At 47.1% G+C, this 13,242-nt stretch carries 12 protein-coding genes and 2 pseudogenes; 5 read left to right on the forward strand and 9 right to left on the reverse strand.

The features are described from left to right. Together PLA23_RS04415 and PLA23_RS04420 are read left to right on the forward strand one after the other, a co-directional pair. A partial coding sequence (locus PLA23_RS04415; RefSeq protein WP_324474162.1) for an ATP-binding protein occupies positions 1-691 on the forward strand: 691 nt, incomplete at its 5' end. Positions 692-964: 273 nt separating this feature from the next. After that, complete coding sequence (locus PLA23_RS04420; protein WP_324474164.1) at positions 965-1,135, forward strand: transglutaminase-like domain-containing protein; 171 nt, start codon at positions 965-967, stop codon at positions 1,133-1,135. 205 nt (positions 1,136-1,340) lie between these two features. Here the strand turns inward: PLA23_RS04420 and PLA23_RS04425 are convergent, their stop codons facing one another. From PLA23_RS04425 to PLA23_RS04455, 7 genes and pseudogenes are all read right to left on the reverse strand, one after another. Continuing rightward, positions 1,341-1,871 (reverse strand): type I restriction enzyme endonuclease domain-containing protein, encoded by a 531-nt coding sequence (locus PLA23_RS04425; RefSeq protein ID WP_324474166.1) that lies wholly within the window; start codon positions 1,869-1,871, stop codon positions 1,341-1,343. A 210-nt stretch (positions 1,872-2,081) separates the two neighbouring features. Further along, the gene (locus tag PLA23_RS04430; protein ID WP_324329778.1) at positions 2,082-3,236 is read right to left on the reverse strand and encodes a PAS domain-containing response regulator; all 1,155 of its coding nucleotides are present in this window, start codon (positions 3,234-3,236) and stop codon (positions 2,082-2,084) included. A 257-nt stretch (positions 3,237-3,493) separates the two neighbouring features. Continuing rightward, a complete protein-coding gene (locus PLA23_RS04435) occupies positions 3,494-5,920 on the reverse strand; it encodes a methyl-accepting chemotaxis protein (RefSeq protein WP_324329780.1) in 2,427 nt (808 codons plus the stop codon). Between the two features lie 279 nt (positions 5,921-6,199). Beyond that, positions 6,200-7,423: a serine/threonine-protein kinase gene (locus tag PLA23_RS04440; RefSeq protein ID WP_324329782.1), complete on the reverse strand. Its 1,224-nt coding sequence runs from the start codon at positions 7,421-7,423 to the stop codon at positions 6,200-6,202. Continuing rightward, complete coding sequence (locus PLA23_RS04445; RefSeq protein ID WP_324474168.1) at positions 7,420-8,232, reverse strand: FHA domain-containing protein; 813 nt, start codon at positions 8,230-8,232, stop codon at positions 7,420-7,422. The genes PLA23_RS04440 and PLA23_RS04445 overlap by 4 nt, the downstream gene beginning before the upstream one ends. A gap of 376 nt (positions 8,233-8,608) precedes the next feature. Then, complete coding sequence (locus tag PLA23_RS04450) at positions 8,609-10,495, reverse strand: cation-translocating P-type ATPase (protein ID WP_502883592.1); 1,887 nt, start codon at positions 10,493-10,495, stop codon at positions 8,609-8,611. Between the two features lie 157 nt (positions 10,496-10,652). Further along, positions 10,653-11,186: pseudogene (locus PLA23_RS04455) on the reverse strand (P-type ATPase actuator domain-containing protein); the annotation flags it as partial. Between the two features lie 295 nt (positions 11,187-11,481). Here PLA23_RS04455 and PLA23_RS04460 point away from each other — a divergent pair. The 3 genes from PLA23_RS04460 (at position 11,482) to PLA23_RS04470 (ending at position 12,356) form a co-directional block, all read left to right on the forward strand. Then, a complete protein-coding gene (locus tag PLA23_RS04460) occupies positions 11,482-11,736 on the forward strand; it encodes a DUF4405 domain-containing protein (protein ID WP_324329787.1) in 255 nt (84 codons plus the stop codon). 10 nt (positions 11,737-11,746) lie between these two features. Next, positions 11,747-12,070 carry a hypothetical protein gene (locus PLA23_RS04465; protein ID WP_324474170.1) on the forward strand — a complete coding sequence of 108 codons (324 nt, stop codon included), beginning with the start codon at positions 11,747-11,749 and terminating at the stop codon, positions 12,068-12,070. 94 nt (positions 12,071-12,164) lie between these two features. Beyond that, positions 12,165-12,356 carry a hypothetical protein gene (locus PLA23_RS04470; RefSeq protein ID WP_324329791.1) on the forward strand — a complete coding sequence of 64 codons (192 nt, stop codon included), beginning with the start codon at positions 12,165-12,167 and terminating at the stop codon, positions 12,354-12,356. A gap of 173 nt (positions 12,357-12,529) precedes the next feature. Here PLA23_RS04470 and hgcB read toward each other — a convergent pair whose 3' ends face one another. Both hgcB and PLA23_RS04480 read right to left on the reverse strand, forming a co-directional pair. Then, positions 12,530-12,832: a mercury methylation ferredoxin HgcB gene (hgcB, locus tag PLA23_RS04475; RefSeq protein WP_324329537.1), complete on the reverse strand. Its 303-nt coding sequence runs from the start codon at positions 12,830-12,832 to the stop codon at positions 12,530-12,532. Next, a pseudogene (locus tag PLA23_RS04480) lies at positions 12,832-13,242 on the reverse strand (mercury methylation corrinoid protein HgcA); the annotation flags it as partial. The gene hgcB and the pseudogene PLA23_RS04480, both read right to left, overlap by 1 nt.

Genomic DNA, 13,242 nt, shown 5'->3' on the forward strand with positions numbered 1-13,242 from the left:
AAATTACAATGAATTAATAAAAAGTGATAGTGCCCTTATTCAGGCCAGAAAAAAGCTAAATCTCCTCAATACTCTTATCGGCCAGGATATCAGAAATGCATTCTTTCACCTGTCTGGTTTTATCCAGATTTCAAAAGAATCAGAATCCCTTGATGAGGCGAAGGTATACTTTGAGAGAGAGGAGAGTATTTTGCAATCGGTTCAGGAAAAACTCTCATTTGCAGAGAAGTATCAGAATCTTGGGATTAAACAGCCACGATGGCAGAATTTCGTGTATGTTCTTCTCAGTGCGGTTTCCCATCTGGATCTCTCTCATCTCACACGGACGATCGAGTTACCTGAGATTGAGATATACGCAGATCCGTTATTTGAAGATGCATTGCTCGCTCTCATGGATACGATTGCCCGGCATGGGAGTGTGGTATCAAAAATCAGGCTTTGGAGTCAGAATAATGCTGGTTTTCTCACTATCATTATTGAGTCTGATGGGCCGGGAATACCGTATCATGAAAAGGAAGAGATTTTTAAATGGGAATATGTGAGAACAAGCGGGATCAGTCTTTTTCTTGCACGTGAGATCCTCTCAATTACGGGTATGACTCTTCAGGAGACGGGAAAACCCGGGGAGGGGATTCGATTTGAAATTACGATACCTGAGAGTGAATACCGTATCGTGGAATCAAAAGAGTGAGGATAATCCCGAACATTCGCAAAGAGAGACTTTTCGAGAACCGTTTCTATCTCCAGGCTGAAATTTGTATTCTCCTTATAGTTCCCAACAAAACGTATTGGAATAATCGGTTTGGAAAAAAAAGATTATTTGAAGACGTGTATTCGAATTGCACCGCATAGGAATACGCAAATATTGTCAATACTCATCCATTCAGTCATGCACCCCATGTATGGCTGGATACTATCGGTAAAGCTAAATCACAGCATGTTTATAAAACTGGGATTGGAGATTGTGGATCCCCGAGTTATTACTTTGTGGCTCTCTGCCGGTCGCTTTGAATTCCTGCACAGACAACAGGCGGATGACCAGATGATAGAAGGGTCAGCAGGAGCTCACATCCGGGCAGAATTCTACCTGGAGGGCTATGGATGGATTCCGGTGGATGTTCCAGCAGCCGAGTGAGGAGATCCGTCATATAACGTTACCGAGGATGATATGCACCGGTATAAGGCATATCTCTTTGGTCATCTTGATTCATACCGGTTTATCATACCAAAGAGGCTGGATCTTATGGTCATACCAGATACAAGCTCTGCCTCAGGTAGTCCCAAGTCCTCTCCTCTCTGCTGAGCCTCCCGGATCTCTCGTGCAATCTGCGCAAGCTCTTTTAAAATCTCCTGGGTCGTGACTTTCGGTTATAGTACTGGTTTATCGTCTGCTCAAGCATCTCGGAGAATTTTCTTGCTTCAGTTGTGTTTTTCCGGGTTCGTGCCCGGATCTGATCACTCAGCAGCCGGGTCATCGCAGCAACTCCCACATTCTGGTGTTTGTATTTCAGGAGGTCGTTGAGAAATTCCTCGGAGAAGACTGAGATATCTCCGACATCCTTTCTCATCTCCCTGAAGATATCAACGATGCCGAGGGGGACGATGGATTTTGAGACGATCTGCTTCACCGCAAGGTTGAGTTCATCCTCAGCCTTTTTCCGGTCGGTTACATCCCAGACCGTTGAGATCATCAGGGTACTCCAGGGTATGGGGATGTTCATCGCACTAATGTAGGTGGTCTCCTCTCCTTTTCTGGTAATGGGAATCTCATCCCAGTGCATCCGTCGGGGATCACCACTGGCACAATCAGCAATCACCCGTTCCCTGATACGGCTTCGAAATTCCGGATCCTCATAGATATATTCCCACACGGCATCTGGTTCTTCGAGGGCTTTTTCAGGTATCCGGTAAAATTTCAAGAAATTTGCATTATGGTAGGTGAACTCTACAGTGGGAGATACCGAATTGACGGCAACCCCAATCGGGAGGTTGTCAAGGATGGTCCTGATGTATGCTTCCTTCTTTTTGAGATCCTCCTCAATCTGCTTCCGTTCGGTGATATCAATGATTATCCCGATTATTCATTTAATTTCTCCATTCTGATCAAGGAGGGTTGCCTTTTTAAAGATGACATCATGTAAGGTTCCATCTGCATATTGAACCCTTGATTCATAAGACTGAGTCTTTGGACCATCAAGCAGTTCCTTATCTTTCGCATAATAGATGTCTGCAAGGTCCTTTTGAGCGATATCATAGACCGTCTTTCCTATGATCTCCTCTTTCGTACGGCCAATATACTCCTCAAATGCATGGTTACAGCCGGTATATCTGCCCTTTTTGTCCTTATAAAAGATCGGGCTTGGTATGGTCTCAATAAGCCGGTCCAGAAAGAGTTTCTGGTTGATGAGACTGTCCTGTGCCATAACCTCTTCTGTGACGTCGATAACATGGACAAGGTACCCGGAGAGTTCGTGATCACCGTGGTATATCGGCGTTATCTGAACATCAATGGTAATCTTTCCGGTTCGTGATGTCTCATACAGTTGGAGTCTGGTTACCAGATCAAAATCGAATACACTCCGATAACGGATGGTCTTTCCTTTCTTGAGTTCATCAAGTTCCTCTTTGGGAACATTCGGATCATCAAAGAGGGAAAATCCCCGCACTGCATCAGAAGAACGAATGCCGAACAGTTCGCAACAGGCAGGGTTGACATCCATCAGAATGCCATTTTTGTCATAGAGTTCTATTGCTATCGGCGAGTTGATGTATATATCCCTGAACTGATCCTCTATCTCACGAAGGGATTGTTCGATCTTTCTTTGCTGAGCAATGGAGACAATTTTTTGGGCGAGATCAACAAACTGTGATTTAATTTCACCCCCCTTCATGACATATCCATCTGCTCCGTTCTCAAATGCAGCGATGGCGACTTCTTCCCTGCCCCGTCCGGTAAAGATGATAAAGGGTGTATTATCTCCCCGTGCCCTGATTCTCTTCAGGAGGTCAATCCCGCTCATGTCTTCCATCTGGTAATCTGACACGATTGCGTCATACTGATTCTCAGAAACAAGTGCGAGAGCTTCAGTTCCTGATCCGGCCATATCGGTTTTGAACTGATGAATGGATGAGAGGTACTCCGCTGTTGCCACTCTGACATCATCCTCATCATCAATGACAAGGATCCAAAGATCTTGTGCCGGGCTGCGGTTATCTGCAGAATGTACAGGAAACATTTCAGGTCAGGTGATAGGGGTACGTAGCATTTGGTGAATGATAAGTGTTTTGCTTTTTCTTAGGCAATGATATGGATATATGGTACGGTATCATTCATTTTTTTATGAATGACATAGAATAATTGATTAGGAATAAATGTTGATTCAGAACACAGCATCATCCATGACCGTGCTGAAAAATCCTGATTATTCCCTTCTCATAAACCCCTTTATTTCCACTGTAAAATATGAGGTTGGAACACAAAAAATTGAAAAAATTAATAGGTAAACTGGCCCATCTCGGCTTCAATTCGTTCCACAGCCTGCTCTGCCAGTTCTGTGGTCTCTTTGATCCGATCCATGGATTCATTTACCTGGGCAACCATCTGGGTAATCTGCCCGACTGCTGCCGATGACTCTTCACTTGCTGCAGCAAGCCCGACTGATTCCTTTGCCGTCTGCTGGACCATCTCACTAAACTCATTCACGGTTGCGGTAACCTCTTCAACCGATGCTGCCTGCTCCTCGCTGGCAGCAGCAACTTCACTCATGTTTGAGTTTATCGTTGATATGGAGTCAACAATCTCATTAAACACGGCAAGGGTCTCGCTTACTGCATTATTCCCGTTTTTCACCTCGGTCATCGAGTTCTGAACGGCCTTTGCCATGGCACTGGATTTCTTCTGAAGATCGGAAATAATTGCAGCGATATTCTCTGCCGACTTCTGGGATTCGTTCGCCAGTTCCTTGACTTCAGCCGCAACAACCGCAAACCCAAGGCCGGCCTCACCGGCCCGTGCAGCCTCGATCGCAGCGTTCAGGGCAAGCAGGTTTGTCTCCTCCGCAATAGAACTGATGATATCCACAATCCGGTTAATCTCCTGCATCTGCCCGCTTATCTGCTGGTTCATCTCGTCAATCTCGGATGAGGAGGCCATAATCCCGTGCATCCCGCTCTCGGCAAGTCCGGCTGCTTCCTTGCCCTTCTCTGAGAGTTCTGCAGCCATATGGGTGAGAGCTGAAACATGCTCCATCTTTGCCGCCACCGATGAGACCGTGGTTGCAAGATCCTGCATGGCAGCGAGGATCTGCTGGGTAGCCATTCCGCTCTTATCAGCAAGGTCATTGACTGCTGTTGCGATGGCTGCGACCTGGCTGACTCCTTCAGATACATCCTCGATGCTCTTATGAGCGGTCTTGGTTTCGGCATTCACCTCATCAACCCGCAAACTCACTTCATTCATCTGCCGGGTCAGTTCTTTCATCTGAATCTGTACAGCCTCCAGAGCCTGGGATATCTCAGTACCAATGGTATTGAGGGCGTCCCTGAAGGTTAAGAAGTCCCCTTTCAGGTCAAGGTCCGGATTCATCCGTGCGGTAAAGTCACCAGATGCGTATCGTTTGGACAGGGCCATCGCTTCATTGAGCGGCACTGCCATAGCATCAACGGTATCGTTTACACCCTGAATAATGAGTGCATAATCACCCTGGAATTTACTAATGTCCCCTCTCTTTTTCAGGTCTCCTGATGCTGCAGCGGCGCTCAGCATCCGCACCTCATCCCTGAAATTCTGGAATGTCAGCACCACATCGGTAAATGCCTGCCCAAGAATGCCGATCTCATCCTTCTTGAAGGTTCCATCGGTCCGCCCGGAGAGATTGCCGTCACGGACCTGCCGGGCAAGACTGACCAGTTCATCCATCCGAGTGGATAGCGATCTTCCAAAGAGGGTTGCAACAAAAAATCCACCAGCAATTCCAAGAATGACAACCAGTATGATTGTATTCCTGATAGCATCAATCGGGCCGGTAAAGTCATGGTGATCCGCCGTTGCGACAATAATCCAGTCAAAGGGTTCAAAATAGCTGAAAACAGCAATCTTATCCTTCCCTTCCCAGGAATACTCCAGTTCTCCTTCCTTTTTAGTAATGATCTCCTTGATGAAGGGGAGATCCGAATCATTCTTTCCTTCCCTGGTCGGATGAATCAGGGCGGTACCTGAACTATCAAGGACATAGACATACCCGTTCTCGCCTATCTTCTTATTCTTGATCTGGTCCTGCAGAATACCGATTGTGGATGCCTCCTCCACACCGACAAAGAGGATACCAATGATCTCATTTGCCGCATTCTTTATCGGTTCGTAGGCGGTGATGTACTTCTTTCCAACGACGTTCGCGGTTCCATAGTAGGTCTGGCCCTTATTCATGACCTCATCATAGACTTTATCAGATACCGGCGTTCCGATGGCACGTTTCCCATCCTCACCGATCACGTTCGTTGAAATACGGATGGCCTGGTTACCCTTTTTCTGGAATATTGTCGCAGCTCCCCCCAGCAGTCTCTGCACGGTATCCACGATCTCAAAGTTATCATTGACCTTGTATGAGGACCCAAGCATCAGGTTCCCGTTTATGATCTCGGGTTTTCCCTTTGCGTAAAAGTTTTCATGCAGAACATTCAGGTCGCTCTTGACCTTAACCATGGTGAGGTCATATGCGGTCTTTGTTGCCTCCTCCAGATCCTGACTCTGGGTCTTCAGGTTTAAAAGGATACTGTCATGGATGGCAGACTCTGCACTCGTGTAGGCCACAAACCCCAGAATGAGGGTCGGAATGATGACCAGGATAAGGCAGATAAGAGTAATCTTCCGTCCAATGGTTGCATTATCAAACCAATCGGTTATGGATTCTTTTATTCTCATGGTACCTCTCAGGAAGAATAATAAGGTGAAGAAGAAGTTTGGTATGAAGATCTTATAAATATGAGTATGTGCTGAACATTCAATTGTGAAGTAATCCTCCGTCCAAAATGTAAATTATGTGGTTTCATACGGGATTTGGTGTCAAAATCTCCTGTGCGAAATGATCCGGGAGACATCGGAAGAAAGAAGGTATCATCGGGCTACGAGAAGCAAAATACCTTTCGAGCAGTATTGATACTGTCTGATAATGCATTCCCCTGTCAGAAAGGGGTATTCTTATCATGTAGGGAGATCATCGGAGAGTTCCTGCACTGACCGGTACCGCTCCTCCGGGTGGATCGCAAGACATTTCGTAAGGATTGCATAGATTTTTCGCCCCTTTTCGGTCTGAAACACCGGTTCATCCCCGCCAGGCATTGCGGGACAGCCGGTGAGCAGTTCGGCCCATACTATGCCGATCTGCCAGATATCTGATGACACACTACATTCTGGAATGGTCTGACGCTGCTCTGGAGCTGCATAGGTAGGAGAAAAGCCAGATACTGACCAGCGGTCCTGTCCTGTTCTGGCAAGCCCCCAGTCGGTCAGTTTTGGAGTCCCTGTACTGCTCAGCAAGATATTGGTCGGCTTTATGTCACAGTGGATGATACCTTTCTCATGGGCATACAAAAGGGCGGATATAAGACCAGTAATGATTCTCATAGTCTCTGTACATGACACTGGTTTATCAAGGTCAGCGACCGATCCGGGAAGGTATTCGATCTCGATGTACGGGACCGGAAGAATATTTGCAGATAAGAGCCGTGCAATGTTTTTATGCTCAAGGTTCTTCCATATACTGATCTCCTGCATAAAGGACATCCCGGTAATTTCATCATCTTTTCGTGGAACCTTCACCACAACTGGTAATCCATCACCGGCTCGTTCTGCATACCAGATCATGCCCGCACCTCCTTCTCCAATCTGTCTGATATTTCTGTACCGGTTCAAGGGAAGAGGGAATTTGGATATATTTCGGATGTCCGGACTGAGTGCATGATGCCATTCCCATAGCGGTCCGATAACCTGGTATATCCCAAGAATCAGGGTACTCGCGAGTGAGGGGTAAAGCGTGATTGCCGATGGATACACTGTCTGAAGAATATGCAGGGACTGCCGTACGAAGATGAGCAGACCAAGGATCAACGTTCCTGCAATAATCTGTCCAATCCCTGCTCCTAAACTGATGCGGACCGGAAGACGTGCCTGAAAAATTACGATGAGATGAAACAGGAATAAGAGCATGAACAGGATAGTAAATGCAGGAAACGATATCGCGATGGCACTCCCGATACCCTGTCCGCTTCCTCCTCCATGGCCTGTTCTGACAGGAACAGAAATAAAAAGAAGATCCACGATGATATACTGAACAGCGAGCAGGAGATTTGCAATCTGAATGGCCCGGTCTTTTATTGCATGCCCCTCATGCCGAGATTTCACACCGGGCAGGATGGTCGTTTTCATGGATGTGTGCCAGCCGGCTTTGGTGCTGAATGAAAGATGAAGTTCACACCAAGGGTGCCGGGTGAGAGATCTATTCTGTCTCCATCGGTGAGAACAACAGGTTCATGGCCGATACGTTTTCCATTCACATATGTCCCCCCTTTGCTGTTCCCTTCGGTAATTGTCCAGAACCCGGATTGCTTCTTCAGCCAGGCATGGGGTTTTGAGACCCGGCTGACCGAGCGGTACTCATCGTCGAGAAGTATTGCCGGTTCAGGATTTATCCCATCCCATCCCTCTTCTCTTCTCCCCATCCGGTATGTACCTCCGGTTAATTCGAAACGTCTCCCGGTCATCTGTCCCTGTGTGATGATAATGGCAGGCCCGGATAGGGAAGCGATATTCTGTAGACCGGTCTGTATCGAACTGGCTTTTTGTGAGAGATCAGGGCTTGTATGTGCTGCTACAGAAGAGAATATGGTGAGATTTTGTGCTGCATGGTTCAGGCCGTCGGGAATGAGAGAATAGTAAAAAACAGGCTGGCCCTGATTGGCTGGCTCATCCGACACTCCGATCTCTTTTCGAATGATGCCCAGTGAAAGCAGTTTTGAGAGGTGCTTTTTGGTATTCTCATAACTTGTCTCTATCTCATGTGAGATCTGTCTTACCGTTCGTGGCTTTGTTCCGATGAAGGAGAGGATATGCAGGCGGATTGGACTACTCAGCGCTTCAAGATACTCTGAGAGTTCAGCGATGAATTCCGAATCAGCGCTGTTCAGGATTGTCCGGTCATCAGTTCGTTCCTGATTCATACCTTTTTCCGTCTTCATAATCGCAGATACTCCCGTCAAACCCTGTGAACCACGAGGTTTAGAGGGATAGCCAGTCTCATTTTATCCATATATATTCACTCCAACCATATGAGCGTATATACACCGATCAGTCGGTCATGAGGTATCATGATTACAAAAATTATTGGCCTTATTGGCATTAGTTTCTTGCAGTCCAGGGAATTCTGCTGGTAACCCTGCCGGTATCTGCTGCAGGAAAGACCGGCCCTCATGACAGGACCGGATTTTCTAATGGAACCGGAAAGAGGCATGATGGTGGCAGCCGGTCAGGATTTCACAGACATAAAAAAAGACCATCGCTTCTGAACGCTTGCAGAGATCCCCTTTATTTCTCTTTACTAATCCCTTTTTCGTATCACAGTACCTGATAGTCACGTTGACGGTCTTTTCTGATACTTTTCAGGTTCCAGAGTTTCCATGCTTCAAACCAGAGGACGCTTACCCCTGCAGCCAGTATGCAAGTGACGAACTCTCCGGCAGATACCAGTTCAAACCTGAAGAGATTGGATAATGCAGGAATCGCCAGGATCAGCCCGAGGCTGAGCAATGTCCATACAAATACCCAACGCATCGCCGTGTTTGGAGTCCGGATCGTCGATACAATCGTCTCTGACCAGGATCGGTTGGTCAGGATAAGGAGCAGATTGGCAAGTACAATCGTGGTAAAGGTCATGGTCCGTATCTGTCCATCAGAAAGACCGGATCGTATTGAATAGAGATACATCAAGAGAACAACGAATAGAACCACAAATCCTTGCATGAGGGAGAGAAAGAGGGTCTTTTTGGTAAAGAGCCGTTCATGTGGTGAGCGGGGTGGACGGGTCATCACATCCGGTTCCTCTTTTTCAGCCTCAAAGACTATGGAACAGGTTGGATCAATGATCAGCTCGAGAAATACAATATGCATGGGCATCAGAACAAGCGGCATCTGGAAGATGACCGGGATAAGTGACATACCCGCGATAGGGATATGGATTGAGAAGATGTAGGCCATCGCTTTTTTGAGGTTATCATAAATCCGTCGTCCCAGCCTGATTGCAGAGACAATGGAGGTAAAGTCGTCATCAAGAAGCACGAGTGAGGATGCTTCACGGGCTACATCAGTCCCCCTCCGCCCCATGGCAATCCCGATGTCTGCTGCTTTTAAGGCCGGAGCATCATTTACCCCGTCACCTGTCATGGCAACCACCTCATGATCAGCTCTGAGGGCATTGACGATCTGAAGTTTCTGCTCTGGAACTGCCCGTGCAAAGATTGTTGCTGTCCTGAGGCGGCGCCGTTGTTCCTCGTCTGACATCTGTGCAAGTTCAGATCCGGTAATACAGGAAGTTGCATTCATAAGCCCGATCTGACCGGCTATGTTCTGGGCCGTACGGGGGTAATCACCTGTAATCATGATGATCCTGATACCTGCTGCATAACATTCACGTACGGCATTGGCGATCCCCGGTCTGACCGGATCTGCAAATCCGATGAGACCAAGGAAAGTAAATGTAAAATCATGCTGAACACTGGGAAGATCAGAGAGATTGCATAAGGATTTCGCAACACCCAGAATCCGAAGCCCAAAAGAAGCCATGACATCAATCTGATTCTGCAAATCCTCCCGTTCTTTATCAGAAAAATGACAGAGATCTGCGATGGCTTCCGGAGCTCCCTTCGCTGCGATGATGAGCTGGGATCCATCCGGCGATCGCCAGACGTTTGACATGGCCATGAGTTCAGATGAGAGTGGATATTCGGTAATAAGCTCCCAGTTTTTATGAATATGCTCGGTATTCCCAAAATCACCTTCAGAGAGCTGAAGAAGGGCTTTCTCCATCGGATCAAAAGGATCCTTCTTGCAGGCAAGAATTGCATATTCGGACAGTTCATGACAGGAATCAGGAACAGATTGTGTGCCGGAACCATCATGTTCACAAAATCTGCCCTGTACACAGAATAACTGCACCGTCATCGTATTGAGCGTGAGGGTACCGGTCTTGTCAACGCAGAGGACCGTAGCAGATCCAAGTGTTTCAATCGCGGGTACCTGACGGGTCAATACATTTTTTTGCGAGATTCGCCAGGCACCAAGTGCAAGAAATATCGTAAGTACCACCGGAAACTCTTCCGGGAGAATTGCCATCGCCAGTGTAATTCCTGCAAGAACGCCGGATATCCAGTCGCCTTTGACGATTCCATAGATGAGCACAACGATAAGACACAGACACAGCCCAAGGACGGCTATGGTCCTGACCATCGAGGTGATCTCTTTTTTTAAACTGGTATCTTCCTTTCCGACTTCTATGAGTACTGATCCAATCTTTCCCATCTCTGTCATGGCGCCGGTGGTTCTGACTTCTGCCAGTCCCTTGTCCCCCGACTATGAGGGTTCCTGAGTAGATGAATGGCTGATCATCCCCGCCCGGGGACTGTTCGGTCATTCCTTCTGACCATGGGATCTTGCGTACCGGGACCGATTCACCGGTGAGGAGCGATTCATCAACCGTGATATTATTTGAAGATATGAGGATTCCATCTGCTGAAGCCCGATCTCCTTCTGAGAGGATGAGTATGTCCCCTGGTACGACGTCCCGTCCGGCGATGCGTCTCTGCTCTCCGTCACGGATCACAAGGGCCCGGGGACTGGAGAGATTCCGAAGTGCCTCAAGAGCCTGTTCTGTCTTTTGTTCCTGGTAGATCGTGATCCCGATGATGATCACAACAAAACTCATGAGCATGATCGCTTCGGTATGATCACCTAGGAAAAAGTAGATAAGACCACTCGCGACCAGGAGAAGAAACATTGGTTCCCGGGCGATTTCAAGAAGGATATCCCAGATATTATTCTTATTTCCATGGGGGAGTTCATTGTATCCGAACGTTTTGAGACGTTCAGCAGCTTCCGTACTCGAAAGCCCGTGTATGGATTCAATGTCAGGCAACGTCATGAAATGTACCGGTGAATGTGAGTATGGATAATCAGAATCAGATCTGATTCGTGCAGGTATACTTCAATTTTTATGAAACAATGATATGATATTCTGTCTCTCTCCCCCCCCCCATAGAACCACGTGGTTCAAAGGGGGAACCTGTATGATTATCCTTTTTTATATATTGATTCATGCAACCTATTCATATTCATCAGGTACTCGCTCACATTGACATCCACCGTTCAGGCACCAGGGATCTCCAAGAAACCGATGCCCGCGAATGGGGGATGCGTTTGAGTAATGGAGGTTTATTATGATAAAAACGAGAACAGTAGTCAGAATAACCAGCATCCTCCTCTTCATTGCTACTATTGTCTGTGTAATCACAGGTCTCCTGAAATGGCCAGGTCTGATACCAGCCCTTGGTATGCGACACCGGGATGTTCCGTTAGCACTGATTTCCCAAATTCATGACTGGTCCGGATTGGTCATGACTGTTCTGGTAGCAGTTCATATCTTCCAGTTCAGAGGTTTCCTGAAGAGAACGTTTCGAAAAATCTTCGAATAAGGTGTTTCCTATGCAATCAAAACATATTGTGGTAATAATTCAGGTTTTTTGTCTGATAAGTATGATAACCGGTTTTGTTCTGGCCGGCCCGATACAGGACGGGTGTCAGGATCCCCTGCTCACGGCTGCAAGTGACGAAAAGAAGGTCATCACCACCGACTCAGGGAATGTTACCCTCATAGACGAGGAGATCCAGGCACAGGCAGATGCCCTTGCGGATACCTGTCCGAGAGGATTTCATTGCAGCTGCCCGGGATGTCCGCTCTGGAGCGATATCGATGAGGACAATTTCTGTGATCATGGAGAGGAACCTATAGAGCTGAATATGGAGTGATTCAATTGGGAGGTCTACCCTCCGTTTTTGCCTATTATGATAAGCGATACTCTTTCAGGCGATTCCTTCTAGTGCGGTAACCAATATATATTTCATGTCTCTTCTGAAGATCCCGTACCGGATCAGTACCTTTAGAACGACAATCGAAGAAGGGTATGTATATGTTGACAAAATTAGATACATACGCATTCTTGATCTTTTCAATCGAATCATCGCAAAGAAAGGCTCGTTTAATCTAAAACCAGATAAAATTCGTGAAGCGATGCGGGAGATTGGGTATGAATGAAGATGCACGAAACTTGTAGGCTTGATCGAGGATCTTCTGCATACTTTTTCAAATCGGGATTTTATCGGGTTTTATGAGAATATGTAAAACCCTCCTCTTTACCTATACCCAGATAAGCACAATTCCATGAGTGCGTTTCCATGATTTTGGGAGACAGGGGGATCTGACTCTAATCACTCACAACAGGATCCACGCTCTCCACCGCAACAACACTCCCCTTCATCCATATCCCTCCCCGCACGTGCAGCACTGATCATGGCCCATGCACATCCAACGCCGCTTTTAACTTCAATTGCCTGGGCTGGACAGTTCAGGGCACACGCTCCGCATTCCATACACCTGGTGGAATGAGCACATATGATTCGGTCATCTATTTGTACAAATACTCCATGAGGGCAGACTTCGGTACACCTAAGGCAGGAAACACATTTTTCATCATGAAAACGAAGCGTATTTTCCAGATATGAATCAAACATCAGATCACTCCTGTCAACCGGCTTATTCCAAGAAGGATTCCAAGAACTATTCCGATAGCAGTCATGAGGGTCAGTACCGGGATATATCGAAAGATCTCTTTTCTGACCCCTGTTCGTGAGGTAAATGGCGTCGATCCGGTAAAATTGAGGGCCAGATATGCGACAACCGGCGGTATGATCAGGAGCGGTATGAGCATTCTGATAATTGCCACCCATTGAGGAAGATTTTGGTCTGCTCCAAACAGAACTGAGAATGGTATGGCAACAATCGTTCCAAGGATGAGGCCTTTCATGGAAAAATCCTGTGTCGGGATGAATGGAAGAAGGATTGGAAAGAGTATTGTGCCAGTCAGGGTTGCGACGACTGCGGCCGAAGATGCAACCGGACCTGCAAGGACCCAGAGAATGGC

It is taken from the genome of Methanospirillum sp. (genome assembly GCF_035406105.1).
GTDB lineage: Archaea > Halobacteriota > Methanomicrobia > Methanomicrobiales > Methanospirillaceae > Methanospirillum.